Raw genomic sequence first — 25,720 nt, forward strand, 5'->3', positions numbered from 1 at the left:
TCTATGATATATCAACTGAATAAGTTGGTCAATATAGCATTCATTTCCATATGTGTAGTTTGTGAACATTTAATGAAGGAAATAGAGCGTAATTATACCCATATATTTGTTAAATTTGGGATAACTTGTTTCAATTGATCTTCCAATATACGTTGTTTTACTGATTTATCCATAGATTCAAGGGGGATTGGAGGCAACCAAATAATATTTAAAAATTCTTTAAATTCTGTCCAACTATGGTCACAAGTTACAAAAATGATAGATTTAAATCCTGCATCCTTTAATTCTTGTTCAATTGTCGTAGGCAAAGTTTCAGATTTAGTGTTAACTGTATAGGAAAACGGTGGTAATAGCATAATACGGCCCTTGAATTGCTGTTCGATAAAATTTGTTAATGACATTAAATATTCTCCAGCAGAACTGCTTTGTTTCATTCCTTGCTCTGCAAAATCCAATTGTAAAAGAGGAACAATAGCGGTATCGATAAATTGCTTTTGTGCCTGGAATTGTTCTACATCAGTTACTTTAAAGTTCATTTTTATTCCTCCTGGGTCTTTTGAAGACTACGAAAATAGGCAATAAGTATTTTTTTGATAGTTATAGTCACTTCGTATATTTCAACGCCTGCAGTAAATTGGACAACTCGAAAAAGCGGTCTTTATCTCCTGCATCCAGCGCCTCATCAATCTCTCTCAAAAGCTGTTGTTCCTGAAACTCCAATACGCTATTCTCCAACAAACGTTGCGCTGCTAAACGGTCTTTCTCACTTATAAACAAGTCTTTAGGTACATATGGGTTTTCTTCCAGCACCGCCAAATACAAAGGATCTGGCGGAATGCTAGGGAAATTCAATTGAAAGTAGATAGATTCATGTGCATTGATGCGTAGATCATGAAAGGCTTTCTCTGCATCGGATGTCATAATATTTTCTTTATAAAATCTAAAAGGGATACTCGTCGTCTCAATTGTCGACATAACGATAGACCGTGGACAATAGTGTGCTTCATCAACGAAGTGAACATTTTCCAACAATTCATCATTACTTAATAAGTAATTTAATATCCATACCCCTTCACGCCTTTTTAATTGGAAATTTTTCAAAAACCATCTGATGAATAGCTTTTTATCATTCAGTGGTACGAAATAGGTCAACATGCAATCCTCCCTTTACTCAAAGCGTTCTAATAAATCAGTCCATTGTTGTTCTGAAGGTTGTAATTGTACAAGTCGCTCCACAACTTTTTTCGCTTCCTCACGTTTACCATCCTCAACTAAAAACAGATAATATTTCTCCAAGAATTCAACATCATCTTTAAATTCATTATATGCCTCTTTATAAATTTCGTATGCTTTTTCAAACTGTTCTTCTTCATTATAGGCATTGGCAACAAATGGATAGAGCGCGACCCATTCAAATTCATTTTGCTGCAGCTGTTCATATAGTGAAATAATTTCTTCAAAGCGCTGTTCTGTACTATATACCGACATTAATATTAAAATTGCCTCCATATATTCCGGATCTAATGCAATCGCTTCATGCAGATATTCAGTTGCTTCCTGTATCTTACTGTTTTTAATCGCCATCTTCCCGGCAAATAAATACAATGACTTGTCATACTCATCGCGTTTTAAGCCCTCTTTTATAGCCTTAAGTGCTCGGTCATTGTCTTCAAGCATTGCATAGCTTTCCGCTAACAATAAGTAGGCTGAGAAATAATCCGGATCAAGCTCCTTTAAATCTTCCAATTGTTTTATAGCGAGTTCATATTTTTCTGTTTGGAATGCAGCATAGGCTGAGCCAAATAGTAAATCGGCTGTTACTTCTTCTTCCAATGCCTCCATATAATAATCCAACGCTCGTTCATATCCTGCTCCGGCACGGTAAACCTCTGCAAGGCGTTGGGCTAATATTATACCAGCAAATTTTTTGTCAATTGTGTAGAGTTCTTCATATATACGAACTGCTTCAGAAAATCTCCCAGTTTCGAATAATAATTCTGCTTTCGCAAATTGCAGTAAAGGCTCATGAGGCAAAATCTGTAATGCTTCATTAATACGCTGTTCCGCTACTTCAAATAACCCTTGCATTTGATAGTAATCTGCTAAAACTAAAAGCGCCTGTGGATATTCTGGTGCATCATCTGCAATACCCATCAGTAAATCGAGCGCATTATCCTCTTCACCCATTTCTATTAAAACGCTTGCGCGATCAATTGAAATCTGAGCTTCCTCCGGAAATAAAAATTGTAAATGCTCGAAAACTTTGTCTGCTTCATTTAAAAATCCATAATGCATTAGTGCCTCTGCAACTTCATATTGTGCTGCTGGTTCAGCCTCCATTAAAAATGATTCAAGAAGAGTATTTACTTGCTCTAAATTACCTTCTTGAATCGCCTGTAGTAATTGTTCCATAAGTCGTTCACCTTTTTCTTTTGTTTTCAATATTTATGCTACATGACTGAATGGCGCTTCTCAAGGAAAAGCTTTGCCATATATCATTATTTATTGAAATCAAACTTTTAAACCTTCCTAAATATCATATTTCTAAAAAAATTGCCCCTAGCATACAACTTAAACTAGAGACAACACAATGTTCTATTAATTATTTTCATATAGTATACACGCAAGTTCCTCGGACAGTATCAACATTCCAATGTGCTCTTTCTTCATTTTCATCGCAAATGGACGGCGAATGGCTTTAATAGTCCAATTGCATATGGATTTTTTTGTTAATGAAATCATTGATACTTTATAGTATACATAGAATCATCAGTAGTTATAGGCTCTTGAAAATTTAAAGGAAAGCGACAATTTTGCCGCTTTCCTTTTATTTCGATAATCTATTCAAATGTTCAAAAAATGTAGGGTAGGAAACCGCGATACAGTCTGCGTCATCCAGTGTAACTTCTCCGTCTGCAATTAATGCAGCTACAGCACCCATCATACCGATTCGGTGATCACCGTATGTTTTTAAGGAAGCTCCAGTTAATTTCGTTGGACCTTCAATAATCATTCCACCATCTGTCGCTTCAATATTGGCACCTAGTTTTTTCAGCTCATTCACAACTGCATCGATGCGGTTTGTTTCTTTTACCTTTAGTTCTTCAGCATCTTTAATAACCGTTTTACCCGCTGCTTGTGTTGCCAACAGAGCGATAATTGGAATTTCGTCGATTAGACGAGGGATAATTGCCCCCTCAATTACTGTGCCTGTAAGTTGCGATGTTTCAATTGTAATGGTTGCAGTGGGTTCTGCTGCATTTGCATCATCGATTTCGATTGTCATATTGGCACCCATATTTTGAAGCACTTGCAGGATTCCGTCCCGTGTTTCATTGACCCCTACGTTTTGCAGTTCAATGTGGCTATTAGTAGTAACGGCGCCCGCTACCAAGAAAAAGGCTGCTGATGAAATATCGCCTGGTACGTTCACATGTGTCCCCGTTAGCTCTTGCCCACCTTCAAATGACACAACTCCGTCTATCACCGTTACGTTTGCACCAAACTGACGTAGCATACGCTCTGTATGGTCACGGGATACTTCACTTTCTCGAACAATGGTCGTACCTTGCGCCCGAAGCCCTGCTAATAGGATAGCCGACTTTACTTGTGCACTTGCTACAGGCATAGTGTAATCAATCGCTTGTAATGGACTACCTTGAATCGCAAGTGGTGTATATTGCCCGTTTTCCCGACCTGCAATTTGTGCACCCATTAAACGAAGCGGATCGGCTACACGGCGCATTGGACGTTTTCCAATTGAAGCATCGCCTGTCATAACTGTATGTAGCGAGGTACCTGATAAAATGCCGAGCATTAATCGTGTGGTTGTACCTGAATTCCCTGTGTATAATACTTCTTTCGGTTCTGTCCAATTATCAATACCTGGACTGTCTATTGTCACATTTGTTCCGTCTACTTCAATTTCAACACCTAATTTTTTAAAGCAGTCAATCGTACTCAAGCAATCTTCACCTAATAAAAAGCCGGTTACTGTTGTCCTGCCTTTTGCAATTGAGCCGAACATAACCGAGCGATGTGAAATGGATTTATCCCCCGGTACTGTAATGTTCCCTTGTAATGACACCTGTTCATATTGTAACTTTTTTGAACTCATGCTCCGAATCCCTCCTTAGAAAAATACATCCCGCCTTTTAAAAGCGAGATGTGTCCTTATGAAATATACGTATCGTACTTTGCCTTCTGTGCAATACATTGTGCTGCACGCTCACGGTCTTCATTTGTTTGGAAGCTGATTACTAAAATACCGAATACGTCAACTCGTGTTTCGACAATGCGTATATTTGTAATACTTATATTATCTTCTGCCAAAAAGCCCGTCACTTCCGAAATAACACCTGGATAATCGGGGATGTCTACATATAAATCATAGGGCATATACAATGCTCCGTTAGCGATTGGCAGGCTGTCACGAACATCACGTGCATCGCTAAAATACGCTTCAATTGCCTTTTCATCACCATTATCCAATAACTGACGAACACGATTCATTTCATCAAGCCAAGTATCAAGCTGTCCGACAAGCTCTTTTCGGTTTTGCAACGTAATATCACGCCATAATGCGGGATTTGATGAAGCAATGCGCGTAATATCACGAAAACCTCCCGCTGCCAAAGAGGATGTCATTGGATAGGATTTCTTTTCGAAATTCAATTGATGTACAAGTGATGCAGCGATGATATGCGGAAAATGACTAACAACAGCTGTCATATGATCATGGATTTTCGCATCTACAACAACCATTTTCCCTAACGTAAACTTCAGCAAATTATCAAGCATTGCTAGCTTTTCGATTTCTTCGCCTTCATTTGGTGTTAGCATATAATAGGCATTTTCCAACAGATAAGGCTTCGCAGCAGTAATCCCACTTTTATGGGAGCCTGCCATCGGATGCCCCCCGATAAACGTAATGCCTAATTCTTTCAGTTCTTTTGCCTTGTCCATAATTTGTGTCTTCGTACTACCGGTATCGGTAATAATGACACTTTTCTTCAATTCCCATGATTTTAACTGCTCCATAAACTGGAGTGTCACGTTTACAGGTGTACCAAAAATAATAACATCTGCCTCTTTTGCAAATTCAGCCGGATCTTCTACAACTTCGTGTACAACCTTTAATGTGCTAGCTAATTGTCTCGTTTGTTCATGGTAGTCGTAGCCATACACTTTCGTACGCGGAGCCTTTTGAAGAGCTAACGCAACTGAACCACCTATTAGCCCTAATCCGATTACGAAAACATTACGTGTCATGCAAATACTCCTTGTTCTGTTAATACATCTTCAAGCAATTGTAAAAACTTCGCGTTTTGAGCTTCTGTCCCAATCGTAACTCGTATATAACCTTCCAACCCAAGTGCGGCACCACTGCGGATAATAAATCCGCGCTTCATCATTTCTTCAAACACTACGTTACTATCCGCCTTCACTTCGAACATAATAAAGTTTGTTTGAGATGGGAAATAGTTTAATCCATGACGCTCGCAAAATGCCACATATTGTTTTTTGCCGATTTCATTCGCTTCACGACAGCTCGCAATAAACTCCTGATCTTGTAAAGCAATTTGCGCAACCTGCTGGCTTAGAACTGTATTGTTAAATGGCGCACGTACTGGGTCCAACTTTGCAATAACTTCTGCTTGAGCAATACCATATCCCACACGGAATGATGCCAAACCGTAAGCTTTTGAAAACGTGCGAAGTAAAATTAAATTCGGATATTCTCGGAAATAATGCAGTGTATCCTTATAGGTTTTATCATTTACATATTCAATGTAAGCCTCATCTAACACTACAAAAACATCTTTAGGTACTTTCGTTAAAAATGCACTTAATGCTTCATCCGTCACAATTGTTCCTGTAGGATTATTCGGATTGCAAACCCAAACGACCGATGTTTTATCATCAATGGCAGCGAGCATCGCATCCAAATCATGCACACCTTCTTTCAAAGGGACTTTACGCACTTCTGCACCTTCAATGTCCGCATTATGCCAGTACTGAGAAAAAGATAAATCCGCCATCACGGTATTCACGCCTGGATATAATAATGCTCGCGTTATAATAGCAATTAAATCATCAGAACCATTTCCTAAAATCAATTCCTTTTCCTCAACACTATAAAAGTTCGCTAAAGATGTGCGTAAGCTTTGTGCATAGCCATCTGGGTATATCGCATGATTTGATTGTTGCGCCTGTAAAAATTGTCGCACCTTTGGGGAACTGCCAAAGGGATTTTCATTGGAAGCGAGCTTTATAACTTCATCCAATCCGAAAAGTTTTTTTACTTCTTCAATCGGTTTTCCCGGTTGGTAAGCTTTCATGCCAAATAACTGTTGTTTCCACTTCATCATTAACGTCTCCTCTAACTGGCGATTATTTCACTAAATCTGGTCGTAATTTTACTGCGTCCTCTAAATAGACATGACAGATTTCATGCTGTGGTGTATTTGTATTAACGTGCAACAAAACGCGTATACATAATGGCAACGCACCAGGTACATCCATCTCGTGCATACACATTATCGGTACAAACTGCCACCCTGGCATTGTGCGTACTGACTTTGCAGGAAAGGCAGAATGGATATCGGGTGTTGTTGAAATTGTAACAGATGCAATATTTTCCGGTTCAATATTGTTTTGCTTGGCAACTTCTTTTACAAGTCTCGCTGTTTCACCCCATACGTATTCAGCTTTATCTTCAGCAATTGTTATTGCCCCACGTATTCCACGAATCATTGTTGCACCTCCTCCAGTAATGCTCTTAATTGTTGATCAATCTGTTCACATTTTTCAAGTTCAACTTTTTGAACGAATGGATGACCGATTGTATCTAGCAATACGAACTGTAATTGTCCGTAGTCTACTTTTTTATCTTTCAATAAATACTCTGTTAACTGTTCAAATGTAAATTCATGGACTGCTTCAAAAGGATAGCCGTTCTCTAAAGCAAACTGCAAAAAGCGCTTCGTAAATTGATGGTTTACCTTACCGTATTGTTCACTTAAAAGTAAAGTATACAGAAGACCAATCATGACAGCTTCGCCATGTGCCACTCGACCATAGCCTGCTGCAGCTTCAATTGCATGCCCATACGTATGACCTAAATTTAAAAATTTACGTACAGATTGTTCTGTTTCATCCTGCTCAACAATCTTCGCTTTTACTTGTATGCCATGCGCTAAATAGTTAACCAACGTCTCTTCCGGAAGTTGCGTTACAAATTCGCCTTCCAAAAGCTCCTCAACCCATTGCGCATCTGAAATTAAAGCATGCTTAATTACTTCTGCCATCCCTGAGCGTACTTCTTTTTCATTTAAACTATGTAAAAACGTAATGTCATAAATAACTGCTTCCGGCTGATAAAATGCACCAATCATATTTTTCCCGAGGGCATGATTGATTGCTGTTTTTCCTCCAACCGCTGAATCATGAGCCAAAATTGTAGTCGGCACTTGGATAAACGGAATGCCCCGCATATAAGTCGAGGCAACAAATCCCGCCAAATCACCTACCGCGCCACCACCAAACGCAATAATAAGAGACTTCCGTGTACATTTTTGTTCTAATAAAAATGTTTGTACGGTATTATAGTTTTCAAAGCTTTTACACGTTTCCCCCGCTGGCATTACATGGAGATGGTATGCATGCGGAAAGTTGGCTTCAAAATAGTCCTTCTGTGAATGCCAAACATTTTCATCTGTCAGCACTACTATTTTATCTGCCTTTGCAAATAAGTAGTCAAGTGCTGTCGTTGCTTCTTTCAATATGCCCTTCCCAATCGTTACATCGTACGAGTGAGATGCAGCCCGAACTGGAATCTTCATATTAAAACCCCTTTGTATACTGTCGCATTTCATCTAATTGTGCTTTTAGCTGCGGCAACTGATCACTATGGAACTGTTCTACAATCGCCTTAGCAATTTCCCAGGCAATAACATGTTCGGCCACAATCGACGCTGCTGGCACTGCACAGCTGTCAGAGCGCTCAACACTTGCTTTGAAAGGCTCTTTCGTTTCGATATCGACACTTTGCAATGGTTTATATAATGTAGGTATTGGCTTCATTACCCCTCTTACAACAATCGGCATACCTGTAGACATACCGCCTTCAAGACCGCCTAGACGATTTGTTGCACGAGTATAGCCTTTTTCCTCATCCCATAAAATTTCATCATGTACTTCCGATCCCTTTTTACGTGCCATTTCAAATCCGATTCCAAACTCAACACCTTTAAATGCATTGATGCTTAACATAGCTCCTGCAAGCTTTGAATCTAATTTACGGTCGTAATGTACATATGATCCGATACCAGCTGGCAAACCTTCTACAATGACTTCAACGACACCACCTATTGAATCACCGGCCTGTTTGGCTTCATCAATTGCTTCCACCATTTTCGCCGAAGCTTCCGGATCTACACAGTAGCAAGGATCCTGTTCAACAATTGCGCGTATTTCGTCTGCTGATTTGCCTTCCAATAAGTTCTGATCCGCTTTGATGCCTACAATTTCAGTTACATGTGCAACAATTGATATGCCTAGTTCATTTAGCAATGCTTTTGCAACAGATCCGACTGCCACCCGAACCGTCGTTTCACGAGCGCTCGAGCGTTCTAACACGTTACGTAAATCTCTATGACCATATTTCATTCCACCTACTAAGTCCGCATGTCCTGGACGTGGACGTGAAATTTGGCGTTTGATCTCAGATGGATCAATATCTTCCGGCAATTCTTCTGCGCCCATGATTTTTGTCCAATGCTTCCAGTCATCATTCGTTACTACTAACGCAACTGGAGAACCTAACGTCTTACCGTGACGAACTCCCGAAACAATTTCTACAGTATCAGTTTCAATCTGCATGCGGCGTCCGCGACCATGGCCTCCTTGACGACGTTTTAAATCATAATTGACCTTTTCTGCGGTAATCGGTAATAATGAAGGCAACCCCTCAATAATTGTTGTTAGTTGTGGTCCGTGTGACTCACCTGCTGTTAAATAACGCATTAAACGCTTTCTCCCTTCAACTCGCTAAAGTATGTATTTTTCACTATAACATATTTTATACTAAATAACAGTACTGATTCACCTAACTAATATGTCATTTTAGAATATTCTGAACGTTCCAACTAATAATCGGCACAATTATAAGCAAATAAAACAAAAATACACTTTTCGCTATATTATACGAAAAGCGCATTAATATGTAGCTTTAAAAGTATTCCACAGCAGTCTTCAACATTTTCAAAAAGGTATATTATTTTTTTCGGTAAAAGAATGTATCCTCAACTTCAAGGTCATATTTGGCTGGATTAAAAATCTGCTCAGTTGACCCAACAAATAATATTCCGCCTGATCGCAATGCTTTACTAAAGCTAGCATAAATTTGATCTTTTGCTTCTTCTGTAAAGTAAATCATCACGTTTCTACAAACAATCAAGTCAAAATTAGACTCATAGTTATCCTTCAATAAATTGTGTTTCTTAAAAGTAACTGTACGTTTAATTTCATCTTTAACTTTATAGAATTGTTCTTCCTGGTTAAAGTACTTTGCTTGTATTGGCTTCGGTACCTCTGCAAGAGAACGCTCGGGATACAGTCCCAATTTTGCTTTTTGGAGTACATTTTCATCCAAATCCGTTGCCAAAATATTTATTTGAGATAAAGGCAAATGATGAGATAGTACCATTGCTAAGCTATAAGGCTCTTCACCTGTGGAGCAGGCTGCACTCCATATTTTTAAACGTTTATTCGATTGTAGCAATAAAGGGAAAATTTTATTTTGTAATACTTCCCAACGCTTACCATTTCGATAAAATTCAGAAACATTGATTGTCATGCGATCCAAAAATTCATTCATCAAGTCCCGATCTTTTTCCAGAGCCGAAAGAAAATCAACGAAGTTTCCGAAGCCTTTCTTTTCATACAATGATGTTAACCGGCGTTTCATCTGCGCTTCTTTATATAGAGCTAGATCAATGCCCGTTTTGCGCTTAATGCCATTTATAAATTGAACATAATCTGACATTGTCCATCTTTCCCCTCATCTAACGTATGCCTATTATAGCCGAAAATCCTACTTCCCGAAACAGATTTTGTGCATAAAGGCTATTCAGTGCGTCTATCGAGCAAAAGCTGTTTTGACTGTTCGAGCTCAAGCTTCATTTTTTCCGTTTCAGAATCATAGCTTTGTAAACGGATTTGTTCAAGTTGTGTCTCTTTTTCCAACATTTTAATCTGTAATTTCAAGGTAGATCGTTTATGGGCTGTAAGAATCGCCGTTAAAGAAATTAAAGCTCCTGAACCAAAAATTATACAGATAATAATAATATCTTCCATTCGTCACATTACGCTCCCTTAAAAAATATTTTGCTTGCTGCTCGATGATTCGTTTTCAATTAAAATTTGTTTCGTATGTTCTAGTTCTAACTTCATCTTGGCTGTTTCTTTATCGTAATTTTCCAATCGAAGTTTTTCAAGCTCAATTTCTTTGTCTAGACGCTTTAGGTCAATTTTTTTGTTTCTCGTATACGTATCTGTAAGAATTCCAACGACAGCGATAATTGTAATCATAGTCCAAAACATTTATGTCACTCCTTTATTCCTATTACGAATTATGCGGGAAAATAGTTTCATTATTAAAATTATTATAGCACTTAAACATCCTTAATTTTTAATTATTTTCAGGATTTGGTTAAATTAACAAATGAAAAAAACCACCACTTAAAAAGTGATGGCTTAATGTATGTTCTAATTATTCAGCTAAGCCTTCTGGGAACCATAAACCGATTTCACGTTCAGCAGAAGCTAAAGAGTCAGAACCGTGGATTACGTTGTGAGATAAAGTTACAGCGTAGTCACCGCGGATTGTACCAGGAGCTGATTCTTCTGGCTTTGTAGCACCCATCATGATACGAGATAATTGGATAACGTTTTCGCCTTCCCAAACCATACCGAATACTGGACCTGAAGTAATGAAGTCTACTAATTCACCGAAGAAAGGACGCTCAGCGTGCTCTGCATAGTGTTTTTCAGCTAATTCACGAGTTGGTGACATTAATTTTGCTCCGCGCATTACAAAACCGCGACGCTCAAAACGATCTACGATATCACCAATCACTTGACGTTCTACGCCATCTGGTTTAACCATTAAAAATGTTTTTTCGATTGCCATTATAAACACTCCCTAAATTTGAGTAAAAGGTTTTACACCTACCGATAAATATTACCAAAATCCTACTCAAACTGCAACAAATATTAGATTTGGCTATAATTTGGTGCATATTCAGGATTTTCGCTTGCCCATAAATAGAGCAATATCTCGCAACTTTTTCTTCATCGGATGATTGGGTAATGCCTCTACTTCTTTTAATGCTTTTTTTAAGTATAGATTACTGATTTTAGTCGCTTCTTTTATCGCATCCGAATTACGTACGAGTGCAAGCATATTTTGACGCTCCTGCTCAGTTAATCCCGTCGTTGATACTTTTGCTAAGTATGGTGCAAGTAATGGATTGTCCTTCATTAATAAAATAGGCAATGTAACATTTCCTTGCATTAAATCACTTCCAGCCGGTTTTCCGAGCTGTTTATCTGTTGCTGTGAAATCTAAAATATCATCTACTATTTGAAAGCTCATGCCTACAAAATATCCGTATCGCTTTAGGTGGCGCACTGTTTTCTCATCAGCACCGCTCACTACTGCACCTAATTCACAGCTTGACTCGATTAACAACGCTGTTTTTCGTTTAATACGACGGAAATAATCTTTCAAATTTTGATCTAAACGAAACTTATCCTCGATTTGAATGACTTCACCATTTACTAGTTCTACCATTGTTTTCGCTAATATTTGATGTGCCCTCGGATTTTCAATGCTTGTTACATATTCCAATGCACGTGCAAATATAAAATTCCCTGTATACATCGCTACACGGTTATTCCACTGCGCTTTTACCGTTTCCCGTCCGCGACGCATATCTGAATCATCAATCACATCATCATGTACTAATGATCCCATATGAATTAATTCCAGTGGGACGGCGATATTTTTCATTCGCTCAATATTATAGTCACCAAATTTGGCACTTAGTAACGTAAATACTGGTCGAATTCGTTTACCACCAGCTTGCAGTAAATGAATAGAGGCATCATTCAATAAGTGTGAAGATGAATTCAACGCTTGTTCTAATTCGTTTTCGATGATTTCTATATCTGATTTGATATCCGCATATAGCATTTTGATTTTCATCTTTTCCACGCGTCAAAACCTACTCCCACTATTATTTCTTTTTAAAACCCATGTGCATAGCTGCTGCCCCACCGCTATATGGTTTATATGTGACATTTTCATACCCAGCTTCGCGGAACATTTGCGCTAACTTTTTCATGCCAGGAAAGTCTTTTGCCGACTCCTGAAGCCATGAATATTCTTTATAGCTTTTTGCAAATAATTTCCCGAAAATCGGCATGACATAGTTAAAGTAAAAACGGAAAAGTTGACGATATACCGGTATTTCAGATTGTGAAGTTTCCAGACAAACTACCATTCCCCCTGGCTTAACAACACGATTCATTTCACGCAATACTTCCATATAATCAGGTACGTTTCGCAAACCAAAGCCAATCGTTACATAGTCGAATGTATTATCTTCAAATGGAAGCTCCATTGCATTTCCATGAATTAACTCTATGTTTTGAATATTTTCTGTTTTTTGCTTACCGACTTTCAGCATGTTCTCACTAAAGTCCAGCCCTTTTACAACACCTTCTTCACCTACTGCCTTTGAAAGAGCAATAGTCCAGTCAGCAGTACCGCAGCATACGTCCAGGCATGTGGAACCCTTTTTAACGGCCATACGCTTCATCGTATCTTCACGCCATCCTACATGCATTTGAAAGCTGATAACGGAGTTCATTTTATCGTAGTTTTCTGAAATGTTTTCAAACACTTCATGAACATGTTCTTCTTTCGATTTTGCCATTTTTTCAAAACCTTTCTAAATTCACTACAAAGTGATGTATTGCTCAATGGAATGTTTTAAATCATCGTGGATATGGCTTTGCTTCAAAACTTCTAATGCCCGTTGTTTTCGGGTAATCAGTTGCCCATGCAGCCTTTCCATTGTTGATTCAAGAACAGTTGGATTATCAGCTAAGGCCAATGCTCTATACAGAAAACCTTGTTTTGTATCCTGTATCAATCCATATTCTTTTTTCAAACGAATAAATGTCAATGTATTTTCCATAAGTTCAGTATAGGCGTTGTAACCGTATACATCATAGTATTGCGAAATCAATGCACTTTCAATTACCGTTAAACTATGAACCCATTGCTCAACGGAACGGGTTTCCGTCTCATAAATGCGTATTTGATGCTCACAGCGATCTACAATTCCTTTTGACAATTTTTGAATTAGTCTAATATTACCGGACTGTGCAAGTAGTTGATAATAGCGACCACTATAATAATCTCCCGACAGGACAATGAGTTGCTGTTCCTTACTTGTAGCATCTACTTCCAATACCTTTTCGTGTTCCAGAAGCGATGCATGTACAATACCAACAGTTACTGCACTTACTTTATGGTCGTCAGTCATTGCAGCCCCATTCAAAAAAGGGAGCTGGATAAAAAACAATTGTTCTTCTTGTAACGTAGGTTGTCCAACATTTTGAAGTAATGCTCTATGATGAACATGCTGTAGAATATTTGATTGTAACGTTTGAACCGACTGTATAATAGATGTTGCACTCATAGAAATTACTCCATTTCAATGTTTTAAAGCATATTATCAGAATTTTTATATAAAATTTGTGCTTTTGCATTCATTATTTTTTACTTTGGATTGTTCCATGGGCAGAATGAATTTTTGCTTTGCCACGAATTTTCATCGCAGATGTATGCTCGGTAAACTGGGCAATCATTACTTCACCTGCATCCAACTTTTCAGAATGGTGAAATTTCGTATCGGTACCACGAGTTAGACCAATTACATGTACACCATCTTCTTCTGCTTCGATAATAATATAATCTGGTTGCGCCATTTGATAATCCCCCACCTGTTAATTTCTTTGTTTATAATACCATATTTTTTCGACTTATTTCATTTGGATGAAAGTAATCACTTCATTGCGCTTCGTATCATCTTCTTCATAAACACCGCGCGCGACTGCCGTCAGAGTTTTAGAACCAGGTTTTTTCAATCCACGCATTGTCATACACATATGCTCGGCCTCAACAACAACATAGACGCCTTTAGGATTTAACATTTCCATAATAGTATCTGCTACAGTCGAAGTTATGCGTTCTTGTAGCTGTGGACGGCGTGCAACAGATTCCAGGCAGCGTCCTAGCTTGCTTAGACCGGCTACCTTACCGTCTTTTGGTATGTATGCTATATGGGCAGTACCATAGAAAGGAACTAAGTGATGCTCGCACATAGAGAAGAACGGGATATCCTTTACCAATACAAATTCTTCGTGGTCTTCATGAAAGACTGTACTAAAATAATCACGTGGATCTTCATTTAAACCACTGAACATTTCTGCATACATTTTTGAAACACGTTTTGGCGTATCAAGTAATCCTTCACGCTCTACATCTTCTCCTACTGCCTCTAAAATCATTTTTACTGCTTCTTCTATCTTTTTTAAATCGACATTTGCCATGGAAATCAGGTCCTCCTAGAAACCAAAACGTTTTTATGTATACGTCTATCTATATTTATTCTCATTAAATGCTGTTATTTTCGTTATAAAATACACTCTTGAATCGTAGCACATTAGACGCGTAAGTTCAAAAGAGTTCTACTTTTTTTAGCATAGTTATTCAAAAACAAAAAGAAATAAACCGAAGCTCTAAATTCCCCGTCAAATTCCGAAACCAATTCGGCGGTCCAACTCATAAGAACAGAGGAATTGGCACTGTAGCCTAAACGAAAACCAACCTTATTAATCGATTACCAAAAGCACAACGAGCCTATCATTTCCAGGCATCAAAAAAGAGTAGCCCTCAGTTAGACTGAGAGCTACTCTATGTACTTCCAGAGGCTGAATTATTTTACAGCGTCTTTAAGTGCTTTACCTGGTTTAAAAGCAGGTACTTTCGAAGCAGCGATTTCGATTTCCTTACCTGTTTGTGGGTTACGACCTTTACGCGCTGCACGCTCACGAACTTCAAAGTTACCAAAACCGATTAATTGTACTTTGTCACCCTTTGCAAGAGCATCTTGAATTGTATCAAATACAGCTTCAACTGCTTTAGAAGCGTCCTTTTTAGAAAGACCTGCAGCTTCAGCAACAGAGTTTACTAATTCTGTTTTATTCACACCATTCACCTCCTCTCAAAGGGTCATGAATCTAAATCCTGTAAAAAGATTAACATACAGAAAACCGCTACGCAACTGAATTCATTCATGTTTCGCTTATATTTTAACTTTTTTTGCAAAAAAACAGAAATTACAGGACAATTCACCTATAAAAGTGAACGGTCCTGTAATTTTTCTATCACGATATTTTACTGAATACTAAATAATAAATGTTATTAAACCTCTTTCTCCTTCATTAATTAATCTTTCCAACATTAAACGCATTCTGTTTTTTGCATGAGTCGGGACACCACTCATTTTATAGCGTATACTTTCTGTTAATACTTCATGTAGAGGGGTACCAAATAATTGAGTTTGCCATAATGCCTGACGATCATATTCATACGCATGTTGCAAATCTTTCAGCAAATGCTGGCTATGAAACTCTGAGCCAATTAATGGTGAAAATTCTGCTTCCATATCTATACGAATAATATGGTAGGATGGAGCAGTTGCTTTCATTCGTACTCCATAGAAATTATTTTGCTCAATCAATTCAGGCTCAGTAGGAGTAAATTCGTCCATTGCAGGCAATGTAACACCATAACCATTTTCCTTCGCCTGTTCAATTGCTTCACGGAATCTGCTTTGTGCCGCTTTGGCTTCTGCTGCCTCCTTTATAAATAAAAGCCATTCTTTTTTCGATTCAACTGGTTTATCGAGCCACTCTGCACACGCTTCTTTATAGTAATCGTTATGGATATTGACACGTAACGTAGCAATTCCTTGCCCAGCATCAATGTTTTCCACCGTACAGCTTTCTATAAAGTCAATTTCACGGAGCAATTGACTTGCAGCTTCTACATCACGAATTTTCATCGCATCATCTTGTAATTGTGACGTAGCAAATGATAATGTTTCATTTAAATGATGATGCTCATCCAACACATCCAACCAATCTGGCTTTTCTACCTGAATCTCATTTACATTAAATTCAAATAGTGCTTCTTGCAAAATCATCATAACGTCGTTTAATTGCATTTGTTGAATAGCAGTCGGAATTACAGGTACATCATATTTTTGAACTAATTCCTGCTGTAGTTTCTGTGTATCAGCCGAATGTGGGGCTGTACTATTAAGTACAATAACGAATGGTTTTCCGATTTCCGTAAGCTGCTCAATAATTTGCTTCTCTGCTTTTTCTACAGCCGCCCGTGACATTCCATTTACCGTTCCATCTGTCGTTACGACAATCCCGATATTGGCATGGTCACGAATAACTTTATCTGTTCCGATTTTTGCAGCTTCCTGAAAAGCAATTGCTTCATTATGCCATGGTGTTTGCACATATTTTGGTCCGGACTCGTCTTCATAACCCTTAGCTCCCTCAATTACATATCCAACACAATCTACAAATCGTACACGGAATGGTATTGAACTTTCTCCAAATGCAACAGTAGTTCCCTGAGCAGGAACAAACTTCGGCTCTGCCGTCATAATCGTAGGTCCAGGAGAACTTTGTGGAAGCTCATCCATTGCACGCATACGGTCTTCCGCATTCTCAATATTAGGCAATATCACGCCTTCCATGACCTTTTTAACAAACGTCGACTTACCAACACGAACTGGTCCTACTACACCAATATAAAGATCACCATTCGTACGTTCCGCCAGTTGCTGAAAAATATGCTCGCTAATCGTATTGCCTCCTTTATATGCCTTAATCTTCTGTTTCCAGTTAAAGTATTCATTATCAAAACACTATATGTATATCTGGTTATAAATATGAAAAATGGTGTACTAAAAGTTTCACCTTTTTGTACACCATTTCCGTTATTTTTCTTTTTTTGTTGGATCATACATAATGATTGGCTCATTGTTTTCATCTACTGTGTAGGGCAGCGAATATGCCGGAACTACCGGAAAATTATCCACTAAAATTTCACGTATGTCGTCTCCAGGTTGCGCAACAATATCGTTATCTTTCATATACGTATATAAATCAATCGAATAATCAACGTATAAATCCCCTTCTGCGGATACAACAATCGGTAATTGATTATTCGAATACGGACTCTGAACTGTCACATTTTCTTTATAGCCAATATTTTCAAAGTTAATTGTATAGACATGCTCTGCCACTTTATCTTTAAATTGTGGATATTTAGTCCCTTTAAATCGAATATTAATTTCACGTATACGCTCAGGTGTACGTAAATCAACAAGCTTTACAGTAGGGTTTTCTTCCGGATTCCATATAATATACTGGAATATCCCACCCTTTTCATAGGCATTCTGTGGTGGAGAACCAATATATTTTGGAACAAGTTTTTCAAAATCAATTAAATATTTAATGAAGATGTCTGTGTCCTGGTCGCGTGTTTTAATTGGTAACACCCCAGTATCTTCACGGTACTCATTAACAGCCCGCTGGACGCCTGCAAGCATATCGACATCAGGTCTTAAGCTGGATTGATCGAAGTTAGCCGATGAGCCACATCCTGCCAACAACAATGTGACTATTGATAACAGCACAAACCATTTTGATAATTTCATAATATGTATTCCCCCTCTCTTAGTTCGGCCATGTTAATATGACAAGCACCATCAATAATGTACCGATAAAAAACATTACATAGGCAACAAGTTTAAGTAAAATCGATAAAAACATATTATGTATCCATTTACGGACTGCTGTAATTATTAATAATGAAGCTAATAATAAGCCAATTGAATAAAACGAAACCCACATAACATCCAATGCATGCATAGTAGCTAAAGGTCCGCGCGCAGAGTTTAATAGTAGATTTGACATTGGGTTCATCGATTGTAGAATGTGCTGCACTGTTAAAACCGCCTTTCTATAAATTTTCGCGTTATTCCGCTAATAATTATAGCCTTTTCAGGTAAAAAAAAACAGGAGGCATACAAGTATCCCTCCCTATTTGTGACAAATTATTAAATTTTAAAGATTTAGCCATCTTAAAATAAGGCGATTAGCTCATTTCATCGATTTCGCTTTTTTTCGTTCGCAGCATTAAAGATTCAACTAATGCTTTTGGTTCCATATCGTTAAATAACACATCGTACAGCGCTGATGTAATAGGCATCGAAACTTCGTATTTTTGGGATAATTGATAAGCTGCTTTTGTCGTACGCACCCCTTCGACAACCATACCCATCTCTTCCAACACCTGCTCAAGCTTCATTCCTTTTCCAAGCATATTACCTGCCCGCCAGTTACGTGAATGGACACTTGTACAAGTTACGATTAAGTCACCCATCCCCGTCAGCCCAGCAAATGTAAAAGGATTACCACCCATTTTTACACCGAGACGTGTTATTTCCGCTAAGCCACGTGTAATAAGAGCTGCCTTTGCATTATCGCCAAAATTCAGACCATCCGTCATACCCGCTGCAAGAGCAATTACATTTTTGAGGGCCCCACCTATTTCAACACCAATGACATCATCATTCGTATACACACGCAAATAGTGGTTCATAAACAGATCTTGCACCTTTTCCGCTGCCTTTAAATTTCGGCAAGCGGCAGTTACCGTTGTAGGATGCTGCAGCACAACTTCCTCTGCGTGCGAAGGTCCTGAAAGTACAACGATGTCACTTACGACATCAGGTACTAAGCTTTCTTTCATTAACTCAGAAATACGCATTAATGTATCTGGTTCTATTCCTTTTGAAACATGTACAAATAAAGATTTGCCAGTAATATATTTCGAAATATTCTCACAAACTTCACGGATTCCTTTTGTTGGTACAGCCATGACGATTGTTGATCCGTGCTTTGCTGCTGTTGCTAAATTTGAAGTTGCCTTTAAATTCTGTGGCAGCACGGTATTGGGTAAATATTTTTTATTCGTATGCTGTTCATTTATTTCGTTCGCCTGGTCTTCTCGATGAGACCAAATTAACGTATTATGTCCGTTTTCCGCCAAAACGATTGCCAGGGCAGTACCCCAGGAGCCTGCGCCTAAAACTACTACATTTTCCATTAATAAACCCCCAATTTCACTTAAAGTTCCTTATTATAATTTCCTTCAAGCTAAATTCCCTTTATGTACAAAAACGCTAGTTCATTTTCATAAACTAGCGCCCTGTACATTTAATTAGTCACGAGCACGTGTAATAAGACGTATTGGAGTTCCTTCGAAGTCGAATGTCTCACGAATACGGTTTTCCAAGAAGCGCTCGTATGAGAAGTGCATCATATCAGGTTCATTTACGAATACAACGAATGTTGGTGGTTTAATCGCCACTTGTGTTGCATAGTAAATACGTAAACGACGCCCTTTATCTGTTGGTGCTGGATTACGTGCAATGGAATCTTCAATTACTTCATTTAAAATAGATGATTGGATACGCATCGCGTGGTTTTCACTAACACGCTTTATAATAGGTAAAATATTGAGTACACGTTGTTTCGTTTTTGCCGAAACAAAAATGATTGGTGCATAATCTAAGAACAAGAAATGCTCACGAATTTGTTCTGTGAATAAGTTCATCGTTTTCTCGTCTTTTTCAATTGCATCCCATTTGTTTACAACAATAATTACTGCTTTACCAGCTTCATGTGCATAGCCTGCGATTTTTTTATCTTGTTCTTGAATGCCTTCATCTGCATTCAGAACAACTAAAACAACGTCAGAACGTTCGATTGCGCGCAGTGCACGTAGCACAGAATACTTTTCTGTTGTTTCATAGACTTTCCCTTTTTTACGCATACCCGCTGTATCAATAATGACATAATCTTGCCCATCATGTGAGTACGGAGAGTCAATTGCATCTCGAGTTGTCCCTTGAATTTCACTTACAATAACACGCTCTTGGCCTAAAAAGGCATTTACAAGTGAAGATTTCCCAACATTTGGTCGCCCAATTAATGAGAATTTAATCGTATCTTCATCGTATTGCTCTTCATCTGGTTGCGGGAAGTGTTTTGCACATTCGTCCAATAAATCCCCTAAGCCTAAACCGTGCGAACCTGAAATTGGCCAAGGCTCACCGAAACCTAATGAATAGAAGTCATAAATCATATGACGCATATCCGGGTTGTCGACCTTATTAATTGCTAATACAACCGGTTTTTTTGTTTTATATAAAATTTTAGCTACTTGCTCATCTGCAGCTGTTACACCTTCACGACCATTTGTCATGAAAATAATAACGTCCGCCTCATCAATAGCGATTTCCGCTTGCTGGCGAATTTGCTCTAAAAATGGCTCGTCCCCAATTTCAATACCACCAGTGTCGATAATATTAAATTCATGTGCTAGCCAATCAGCCGAACTATAAATACGGTCACGTGTTACACCTGGAATATCTTCCACGATCGATACACGTTCTCCGACAATTCGGTTAAAAATTGTCGATTTACCTACGTTCGGACGTCCTACGATGGCGATTACTGGTTTTGTCATCTGTACTTCATCCTTCCAAACTCTTGTCTTTCCGTATTATACACGAATTTGACTATTATATCATTTTTTCACAACATTCTAAATGGAATTATTGTATGTTCGGCTTGTTAGTATATTTTGTTTTCGGATGAAGTTGTAATACTCAGAGATTTATTCTTCACTTAATATCACTTGAATCCTATATTCTTTTAATTGAGTATTGATTACCTCAAAAAATTTCAAGCAATTCTCGGGGGCTTTATATTTTGTACTTACCTCAATAACGTAATATTCAAATGCTGTATCCGGGTATGTTTCTGAATACTGATTTGATTCGATAAAGGCTAAATATGCATTAATTTTTTCTTGTAAAAGAATTAAATGCTCCTGTTCATTGTTCCAATCTAAATGATCTGCGAGCATCAACATTAAACCTTGCCCATCTTTACTCATACCCATTGCATCAATTTTATTCGTTTCTATTATAGACATAGTAGTGTCCTCTCTTTTCGGGTCATATAATCCATATTCGTAGGATATTTTTGCCTAACCGTCCAACCCAATGTTTTTCCTTTTTAGATTAAGTACATCTGATATCCCATATTCATCGAATGTTTCTATTAAATAATCAGATCCTTTTTGTAAAGCTATCTGTCTTTCTTCTTCATAAATGGGGAGTAGAGTAAAGAAATCAATTACTCTATTTACCGAATCAATAAAACGTCCTGCTTCAGTTTCCTTTAACAATATACATGATAAGGCTGTATTAGCAGCGAATGGCATGGGAGGTTCCCCGTTTGGAAGAATGACCCCTGCCTCTAGCCATCCATCATAGGAATGGGGAATATGAGCGACCATTCTCAGCCATTTTAAAGGCCAATAATGATTATTGTTCGCCATGTCATCTTTCCTGATTGGCCAATTCGCAGGTAACTTGAGTACTAATTCCGCGTACTTAACGCCAGTACTTTCTTCTGTTTCGTCCATGGCTACATCACTCATCCCTGTAGTCACAAGCGTGATAAAATCTTGTTCTTTCGTTGGCAGTATAATGTGAATATGAACCGCTACCTTACTGCCAGGGACAATTTCACTGATTGTCTGATAAATGGGTCCGAAATGTTCTCTTATGTAATCCAACATCTCAGTTGTTTCATTTTGTGCAGTATCGTTATACACTTCTTTTTTAGCAGAACCCAATAAGATTGCTATTTCTTTTTGCCCTCGTTCATGTGCAAATGCTAATGCATCCATATTTTTCATAGATTCTCCTGTGTACTTAACATGAATATCAATGCCATTTTCAATGAGAAGGTTGACAATATCTATATGTCCACCAAGAATAGCAGCAAATAATGGGTTCCTTTCTGGTTCGCTCACATCCATTTCAGCTCCACTAGACAATAGGCATTCAACAATGTCAAGATGTCCTTTTGAAGCCGCTTCGTTCATTGCTCCACCACCAAAAACACCGCCGCGTCTATTGATGTCAGCACCTAAGTCTATCAGTCGCTTGACTATTTCAAGCTTCCCATGTTTAGCTGCAACATGTAGCCAAGTCCCAAATGGTGTAACTATATTCATGAGTTCCATATCAGAACCAATTAACTCGACTACTTTTTCAACATTATTTTGTTTGATAGCTGTACGAATTTCTTTGGCTAGTTGTATATTTCCCATATGATTACGATCTCCTTGTAGCGGCTAAGTCACCTAATTCTTTAAGCCTTCGGACCATGTAATATCGGTCACCGCCATGATTTTTTACTTCTTTAATACTATCTACTATTGAAGAACGTATATGTAACGGCAACTTTTCCACCGCCCTTTTTCAAAGCCTTCTTCGTCTTCTTTACGGCGGCTTTGACGTGCTTTTTCGCTTGGGTCACGACGATGTCTTGTTATCGATTTAACTATCCGTATCTAAAATTATAAAAAAAAATGGCGCCGGTTGAAATTTCCAACTACCACCATTTCAACATTTTTTCCATTACCTTACTTTTCATCTAGAAGGTTAACTTCATACATTTCCTTCATATTCATATCGATTGGTAGTAAAGCATAATAATATTGATCATTATCTACTATAAATTGAACCAATTTGGTTTTTGTAGGATTCCAAAAATCTTTTAAACTGGATTCGTATTCTTCCAAATCTTCTTTATAATCCAATTGTAATAGATAACCTTTCTCTACCATCGCAAAAACAATTAAACTCCCTAAAAGACCCTTCTGTTCATTGGCTTCTTCATACTCTTGGTATTGGAACCAAATTTGGTCTAAGCCCATCATTTTTTTGTATTTTTCATAGAAGTCACTATCAGCCATAACCTCATAATCATGGACTACTTCATTGACAAATGCATGCCATCTTGTTGGAATAATTGTTTCTAATAGCGAGTTATTTTCAATACCTTCTATTATTTCGGTCTGTTCAATTTCCTGCTCAATGATTATATCATTGAGAGAAATCGGTTTAAATTTCATTGAATTCTTGTAATGCGCTAAATCATATGGATAGTGATTATTATTGATTAAGCTTGAATCATCCAGTTCAAGTATTTTGGCAAGGGCTGCTGTTTCAAAACTCCAAAATCCTACATAGCCAGGTTCTTTATGCGCATTTTTCCATTCATAGTCATAATGCCCTTTAAACCACTCCTTCTCCATATACTTTTGTAATCGTTTAGAGGCTTCTTTTTTATCGGTTTGGGCAAGTTCTATAATTTCTCTTGTTTTTGCATAGGGGTTTTCTTTATAATAGTTATTGCTGATTTTTGTGTATCCGATATCACTCGCATATAATAAATAATCAATTACTGCATCGTTTATTTCCTTTTTCTCAACCACCTTACTTAATCTTTCTATATTCTTTTTATCTGTTTCTAATAGGATTCCTAAAGAAATGGTCCAAAGCAGACTTAAATAGCCTACTTCCCTAGTTCCTGTATTCTCTAAATCATTAATTGCATTATAAAAATCTTCTTCTATTGTAGTAATTTCATCCCCTAATGAATATTTTGCCCTAATATCCTCCATCTCGTATTTAAAAGTCCTTAAATATCTTGCCTCTATAATACTTTTATTATCTTTCGATTTCCTTTGTATACCATTTTTAGTATCTTCGTCTAAATTTTTGATATCCAACCTTTTTTCAGCAATAAATTCTTTATGATATTCAATTCCTTCTCTACATTTTTCTCCTATACATAGATGATCCCTCATTATATTTAATTCCTCCTTGCCAATTATGGCCATTCTCCAATTATTTCACCCTGAGCATTTAATCTAAATGAAACTGTTTATATTGTCCCTTTATGTAGTTACAACTAGTTACATTTCAAAGCCCATTACAATCCATTCATCTACATAACCCCAAAAACTTATATTATATTTGGGCTTTAATTTTGCAGACCAAAAACTAGCATTGTTATTAAAACAATTAGTGACATCTATAGCTACGTAGCTTCCCATACCATTAGAGAAAAAACCAAATGATGAGTCTAGGTTGATTTTTATTGGTTCTTCTAAATCATCAATAATACTCCATTCGAGATCCTCGTCCCCAAGATATGTTACCGATTCAAGTGGAACTAGGCCCATTGATTCACTCGCATAGTAATAAAAACCATCATGAATATTTTCGTAAAAACTTCGAATTGAAGCAGGTACTTTATCCCACGCCCCCTCTAATTCTATGTTTTTTTGTCCCTTATGAGGATTACGCCCTTCGTAATATAAAATGTCTCCTTTAGAATTTTTTATAGTATATAAAATTGAATAAACTCCTCCCTCTTCCATAATCTCAATATTTATAAGATTTTGATAAAGATAGGAAATTGTTTTCCCTAATTCAGACCCTACATTTTTTTCCCATAGGCTCAAAAGTAAATTAATATTCCATTTAATATCAGCATTATAAAATAGCTCTTTCCATTCAATTGGTATTTCATTATTATTTAATCTACTAATTTCATCAACTGTTAGTATTCGAACATTTTCATTGTACTTTTTTAAATAGTTTATTTTTTCCATTTATTAATTAGCTCCCTAATTGATTATTTCCTAACCTATAAAAAATGGCGTTTATGGTACATCGAAATTATCTATAATAAAAATTTCACCTCCCAAACCTCATGCATAACCTAATATTAACAATTATGTATATAAAAATCAGTAACGGGATTTGTTGCTTAAGTTGAAGTAAACAGTCAAGTACTTAAAATTTCTATTTCTCGTATTTACTCTATTGGATAATACTCCGGCATTGTTTCAATCCTTAGGGTATGTAAATGTCCTTCTGTTATCCTAAAGTTTTTAAAATATATATGAATGTATACATTTTGTCACTTTCCCGCATGTGCAGATCATAGCTATATCTTCCAATATAAATCTTCATTTTCACTTTAAATTTCTACACTCCCACCATATAAACATGTAAAACGCTAAATGTGGTACATCCTTATAATCTATAACGAACTTATCTATCGAAACCTCTACTTCCATCGACTGTTTTTCCCCTTGTATGCAAGTACTTGTATACAATTTAATACTTAGTACACTAATTAAATACCCGTATTTAAACATGCAAAAAAAGCACTTGTCGCCTGTTATAGACAATCAAGTGCTTTAATTCTATTAAAACTTCTACCTATATATAATGTAACTACAAGTATTCGTTTTCTATATCTACATATTCCTCATTCCTACCGGAGAAAAAGCTACCGCCTGTAAAATACAGACAGTAGCTTCAACAGGTTTTCTAAATTACACATTATATCAATCTTTTAACGCTAATACTTCATCTCGATTATAATCAATCATTGCCATAAAATATTCATTAAAATTCTCGAATCTATCAATTTCCTCCCCAGCGAACCAGACTACTGATCCAGGATTAGAAGAATTAGGTAGACATAAAACAAATAAATCTTTGTCAAATTCTGTGGCTGCAATCGGCAATAATTGGTCCCGGGAAAA

The 25,720-nt window shown here is 37.3% G+C and carries 29 protein-coding genes and 1 pseudogene; all 30 read right to left on the reverse strand.

Annotated elements, in window-relative coordinates:
* Positions 1-92: 92 nt before the first annotated feature.
* Positions 93-536: a YpiF family protein gene (locus H9632_RS16455; RefSeq protein WP_191705161.1), complete on the reverse strand. Its 444-nt coding sequence runs from the start codon at positions 534-536 to the stop codon at positions 93-95.
* A 67-nt stretch (positions 537-603) separates the two neighbouring features.
* Positions 604-1,155, reverse strand: coding sequence for a ReoY family proteolytic degradation factor (locus tag H9632_RS16460; RefSeq protein WP_408022386.1), 552 nt, complete (start codon positions 1,153-1,155; stop codon positions 604-606).
* 12 nt (positions 1,156-1,167) lie between these two features.
* Positions 1,168-2,412, reverse strand: a complete 1,245-nt coding sequence (locus tag H9632_RS16465) for a tetratricopeptide repeat protein (protein ID WP_191705163.1) — start codon at positions 2,410-2,412, stop codon at positions 1,168-1,170.
* Positions 2,413-2,827: 415 nt separating this feature from the next.
* Positions 2,828-4,117, reverse strand: coding sequence for a 3-phosphoshikimate 1-carboxyvinyltransferase (gene aroA, locus H9632_RS16470; RefSeq protein WP_191705164.1), 1,290 nt, complete (start codon positions 4,115-4,117; stop codon positions 2,828-2,830).
* 56 nt (positions 4,118-4,173) lie between these two features.
* Positions 4,174-5,271, reverse strand: a complete 1,098-nt coding sequence (locus tag H9632_RS16475) for a prephenate dehydrogenase (protein ID WP_191705165.1) — start codon at positions 5,269-5,271, stop codon at positions 4,174-4,176.
* Entirely contained in the window at positions 5,268-6,368 is a 1,101-nt protein-coding gene (gene hisC, locus H9632_RS16480) for a histidinol-phosphate transaminase (RefSeq protein ID WP_191705182.1), read from the reverse strand. The genes H9632_RS16475 and hisC overlap by 4 nt, the downstream gene beginning before the upstream one ends.
* Positions 6,369-6,393: 25 nt before the next feature.
* Positions 6,394-6,756, reverse strand: a complete 363-nt coding sequence (gene aroH / locus H9632_RS16485) for a chorismate mutase (protein WP_191705166.1) — start codon at positions 6,754-6,756, stop codon at positions 6,394-6,396.
* Entirely contained in the window at positions 6,753-7,844 is a 1,092-nt protein-coding gene (gene aroB, locus H9632_RS16490; RefSeq protein ID WP_191705167.1) for a 3-dehydroquinate synthase, read from the reverse strand. Before aroB ends, aroH begins: the two co-directional genes overlap by 4 nt.
* Before the next feature lies 1 nt (position 7,845).
* The gene (gene aroC / locus H9632_RS16495; RefSeq protein ID WP_191705168.1) at positions 7,846-9,027 is read right to left on the reverse strand and encodes a chorismate synthase; all 1,182 of its coding nucleotides are present in this window, start codon (positions 9,025-9,027) and stop codon (positions 7,846-7,848) included.
* Positions 9,028-9,277: 250 nt separating this feature from the next.
* Positions 9,278-10,048: a CheR family methyltransferase gene (locus tag H9632_RS16500; RefSeq protein ID WP_191705169.1), complete on the reverse strand. Its 771-nt coding sequence runs from the start codon at positions 10,046-10,048 to the stop codon at positions 9,278-9,280.
* Positions 10,049-10,128: 80 nt separating this feature from the next.
* Positions 10,129-10,359 carry a hypothetical protein gene (locus tag H9632_RS16505; protein WP_225223891.1) on the reverse strand — a complete coding sequence of 77 codons (231 nt, stop codon included), beginning with the start codon at positions 10,357-10,359 and terminating at the stop codon, positions 10,129-10,131.
* Positions 10,360-10,377: 18 nt separating this feature from the next.
* Positions 10,378-10,605 (reverse strand): hypothetical protein, encoded by a 228-nt coding sequence (locus H9632_RS16510; RefSeq protein WP_191705170.1) that lies wholly within the window; start codon positions 10,603-10,605, stop codon positions 10,378-10,380.
* A 169-nt stretch (positions 10,606-10,774) separates the two neighbouring features.
* The gene (gene ndk, locus H9632_RS16515) at positions 10,775-11,194 is read right to left on the reverse strand and encodes a nucleoside-diphosphate kinase (RefSeq protein WP_191698168.1); all 420 of its coding nucleotides are present in this window, start codon (positions 11,192-11,194) and stop codon (positions 10,775-10,777) included.
* A 111-nt stretch (positions 11,195-11,305) separates the two neighbouring features.
* Complete coding sequence (hepT, locus tag H9632_RS16520; RefSeq protein ID WP_191705171.1) at positions 11,306-12,280, reverse strand: heptaprenyl diphosphate synthase component II; 975 nt, start codon at positions 12,278-12,280, stop codon at positions 11,306-11,308.
* Positions 12,281-12,302: 22 nt separating this feature from the next.
* The gene (locus H9632_RS16525; protein ID WP_191705172.1) at positions 12,303-13,004 is read right to left on the reverse strand and encodes a demethylmenaquinone methyltransferase; all 702 of its coding nucleotides are present in this window, start codon (positions 13,002-13,004) and stop codon (positions 12,303-12,305) included.
* Between the two features lie 24 nt (positions 13,005-13,028).
* Complete coding sequence (locus H9632_RS16530) at positions 13,029-13,775, reverse strand: heptaprenyl diphosphate synthase component 1 (protein ID WP_191705173.1); 747 nt, start codon at positions 13,773-13,775, stop codon at positions 13,029-13,031.
* Between the two features lie 73 nt (positions 13,776-13,848).
* Positions 13,849-14,064: a trp RNA-binding attenuation protein MtrB gene (gene mtrB, locus H9632_RS16535; RefSeq protein ID WP_191698172.1), complete on the reverse strand. Its 216-nt coding sequence runs from the start codon at positions 14,062-14,064 to the stop codon at positions 13,849-13,851.
* A 54-nt stretch (positions 14,065-14,118) separates the two neighbouring features.
* Positions 14,119-14,688: a GTP cyclohydrolase I FolE gene (folE, locus tag H9632_RS16540; RefSeq protein WP_191705174.1), complete on the reverse strand. Its 570-nt coding sequence runs from the start codon at positions 14,686-14,688 to the stop codon at positions 14,119-14,121.
* A 386-nt stretch (positions 14,689-15,074) separates the two neighbouring features.
* On the reverse strand, positions 15,075-15,347 hold the full coding sequence (locus H9632_RS16545; protein WP_004232618.1) for an HU family DNA-binding protein: 273 nt from the start codon (positions 15,345-15,347) through the stop codon (positions 15,075-15,077).
* A 198-nt stretch (positions 15,348-15,545) separates the two neighbouring features.
* A complete protein-coding gene (gene spoIVA / locus H9632_RS16550; protein ID WP_318247713.1) occupies positions 15,546-17,051 on the reverse strand; it encodes a stage IV sporulation protein A in 1,506 nt (501 codons plus the stop codon).
* A gap of 108 nt (positions 17,052-17,159) precedes the next feature.
* On the reverse strand, positions 17,160-17,882 hold the full coding sequence (locus H9632_RS16555; RefSeq protein ID WP_191705175.1) for a hypothetical protein: 723 nt from the start codon (positions 17,880-17,882) through the stop codon (positions 17,160-17,162).
* 19 nt (positions 17,883-17,901) lie between these two features.
* The gene (locus tag H9632_RS16560; protein WP_318247712.1) at positions 17,902-18,171 is read right to left on the reverse strand and encodes a DUF2768 domain-containing protein; all 270 of its coding nucleotides are present in this window, start codon (positions 18,169-18,171) and stop codon (positions 17,902-17,904) included.
* 151 nt (positions 18,172-18,322) lie between these two features.
* The gene (locus H9632_RS16565; protein WP_191705176.1) at positions 18,323-19,336 is read right to left on the reverse strand and encodes an NAD(P)H-dependent glycerol-3-phosphate dehydrogenase; all 1,014 of its coding nucleotides are present in this window, start codon (positions 19,334-19,336) and stop codon (positions 18,323-18,325) included.
* 114 nt (positions 19,337-19,450) lie between these two features.
* Complete coding sequence (gene der, locus H9632_RS16570; protein ID WP_191705177.1) at positions 19,451-20,761, reverse strand: ribosome biogenesis GTPase Der; 1,311 nt, start codon at positions 20,759-20,761, stop codon at positions 19,451-19,453.
* Between the two features lie 150 nt (positions 20,762-20,911).
* Positions 20,912-21,232, reverse strand: a complete 321-nt coding sequence (locus H9632_RS16575; RefSeq protein ID WP_191705178.1) for a DUF6572 domain-containing protein — start codon at positions 21,230-21,232, stop codon at positions 20,912-20,914.
* A 54-nt stretch (positions 21,233-21,286) separates the two neighbouring features.
* Positions 21,287-22,420 carry a suppressor of fused domain protein gene (locus tag H9632_RS16580; RefSeq protein ID WP_191705179.1) on the reverse strand — a complete coding sequence of 378 codons (1,134 nt, stop codon included), beginning with the start codon at positions 22,418-22,420 and terminating at the stop codon, positions 21,287-21,289.
* 4 nt (positions 22,421-22,424) lie between these two features.
* Entirely contained in the window at positions 22,425-22,553 is a 129-nt protein-coding gene (locus H9632_RS19035) for a hypothetical protein (protein ID WP_263618337.1), read from the reverse strand.
* Positions 22,554-22,735: 182 nt separating this feature from the next.
* The gene (locus H9632_RS16585; protein WP_191705185.1) at positions 22,736-23,965 is read right to left on the reverse strand and encodes a PoNi-like cognate immunity protein; all 1,230 of its coding nucleotides are present in this window, start codon (positions 23,963-23,965) and stop codon (positions 22,736-22,738) included.
* A gap of 108 nt (positions 23,966-24,073) precedes the next feature.
* Positions 24,074-24,775 carry an SMI1/KNR4 family protein gene (locus H9632_RS16590; RefSeq protein WP_191705180.1) on the reverse strand — a complete coding sequence of 234 codons (702 nt, stop codon included), beginning with the start codon at positions 24,773-24,775 and terminating at the stop codon, positions 24,074-24,076.
* Between the two features lie 744 nt (positions 24,776-25,519).
* Positions 25,520-25,720: pseudogene (locus tag H9632_RS16595) on the reverse strand (SMI1/KNR4 family protein); the annotation flags it as partial.

The organism is Solibacillus merdavium (assembly GCF_014836935.1).
Classification (GTDB): domain Bacteria; phylum Bacillota; class Bacilli; order Bacillales_A; family Planococcaceae; genus Solibacillus; species Solibacillus ferritrahens.

What these genes read in the sequence shown, in the direction of transcription:
- H9632_RS16455 (WP_191705161.1), bottom strand. Translation starts at nt 536, where the DNA reads ATGAACTTTAAAGTAACTGATGTAGAACAATTCCAGGCACAAAAGCAA.
- H9632_RS16460 (WP_408022386.1), bottom strand. Translation starts at nt 1,155, where the DNA reads ATGTTGACCTATTTCGTACCACTGAATGATAAAAAGCTATTCATCAGA.
- H9632_RS16465 (WP_191705163.1), bottom strand. Translation starts at nt 2,412, where the DNA reads ATGGAACAATTACTACAGGCGATTCAAGAAGGTAATTTAGAGCAAGTA.
- aroA (WP_191705164.1), bottom strand. Translation starts at nt 4,117, where the DNA reads ATGAGTTCAAAAAAGTTACAATATGAACAGGTGTCATTACAAGGGAAC.
- H9632_RS16475 (WP_191705165.1), bottom strand. Translation starts at nt 5,271, where the DNA reads ATGACACGTAATGTTTTCGTAATCGGATTAGGGCTAATAGGTGGTTCA.
- hisC (WP_191705182.1), bottom strand. Translation starts at nt 6,368, where the DNA reads ATGAAGTGGAAACAACAGTTATTTGGCATGAAAGCTTACCAACCGGGA.
- aroH (WP_191705166.1), bottom strand. Translation starts at nt 6,756, where the DNA reads ATGATTCGTGGAATACGTGGGGCAATAACAATTGCTGAAGATAAAGCT.
- aroB (WP_191705167.1), bottom strand. Translation starts at nt 7,844, where the DNA reads ATGAAGATTCCAGTTCGGGCTGCATCTCACTCGTACGATGTAACGATT.
- aroC (WP_191705168.1), bottom strand. Translation starts at nt 9,027, where the DNA reads ATGCGTTATTTAACAGCAGGTGAGTCACACGGACCACAACTAACAACA.
- H9632_RS16500 (WP_191705169.1), bottom strand. Translation starts at nt 10,048, where the DNA reads ATGTCAGATTATGTTCAATTTATAAATGGCATTAAGCGCAAAACGGGC.
- H9632_RS16505 (WP_225223891.1), bottom strand. Translation starts at nt 10,359, where the DNA reads ATGGAAGATATTATTATTATCTGTATAATTTTTGGTTCAGGAGCTTTA.
- H9632_RS16510 (WP_191705170.1), bottom strand. Translation starts at nt 10,605, where the DNA reads ATGTTTTGGACTATGATTACAATTATCGCTGTCGTTGGAATTCTTACA.
- ndk (WP_191698168.1), bottom strand. Translation starts at nt 11,194, where the DNA reads ATGGCAATCGAAAAAACATTTTTAATGGTTAAACCAGATGGCGTAGAA.
- H9632_RS16525 (WP_191705172.1), bottom strand. Translation starts at nt 13,004, where the DNA reads ATGGCAAAATCGAAAGAAGAACATGTTCATGAAGTGTTTGAAAACATT.
- H9632_RS16530 (WP_191705173.1), bottom strand. Translation starts at nt 13,775, where the DNA reads ATGAGTGCAACATCTATTATACAGTCGGTTCAAACGTTACAATCAAAT.
- mtrB (WP_191698172.1), bottom strand. Translation starts at nt 14,064, where the DNA reads ATGGCGCAACCAGATTATATTATTATCGAAGCAGAAGAAGATGGTGTA.
- folE (WP_191705174.1), bottom strand. Translation starts at nt 14,688, where the DNA reads ATGGCAAATGTCGATTTAAAAAAGATAGAAGAAGCAGTAAAAATGATT.
- H9632_RS16555 (WP_191705175.1), bottom strand. Translation starts at nt 17,882, where the DNA reads ATGAAATTATCAAAATGGTTTGTGCTGTTATCAATAGTCACATTGTTG.
- H9632_RS16565 (WP_191705176.1), bottom strand. Translation starts at nt 19,336, where the DNA reads ATGGAAAATGTAGTAGTTTTAGGCGCAGGCTCCTGGGGTACTGCCCTG.
- der (WP_191705177.1), bottom strand. Translation starts at nt 20,761, where the DNA reads ATGACAAAACCAGTAATCGCCATCGTAGGACGTCCGAACGTAGGTAAA.
- H9632_RS16575 (WP_191705178.1), bottom strand. Translation starts at nt 21,232, where the DNA reads ATGTCTATAATAGAAACGAATAAAATTGATGCAATGGGTATGAGTAAA.
- H9632_RS16580 (WP_191705179.1), bottom strand. Translation starts at nt 22,420, where the DNA reads ATGGGAAATATACAACTAGCCAAAGAAATTCGTACAGCTATCAAACAA.
- H9632_RS16585 (WP_191705185.1), bottom strand. Translation starts at nt 23,965, where the DNA reads ATGAGGGATCATCTATGTATAGGAGAAAAATGTAGAGAAGGAATTGAA.
- H9632_RS16590 (WP_191705180.1), bottom strand. Translation starts at nt 24,775, where the DNA reads ATGGAAAAAATAAACTATTTAAAAAAGTACAATGAAAATGTTCGAATA.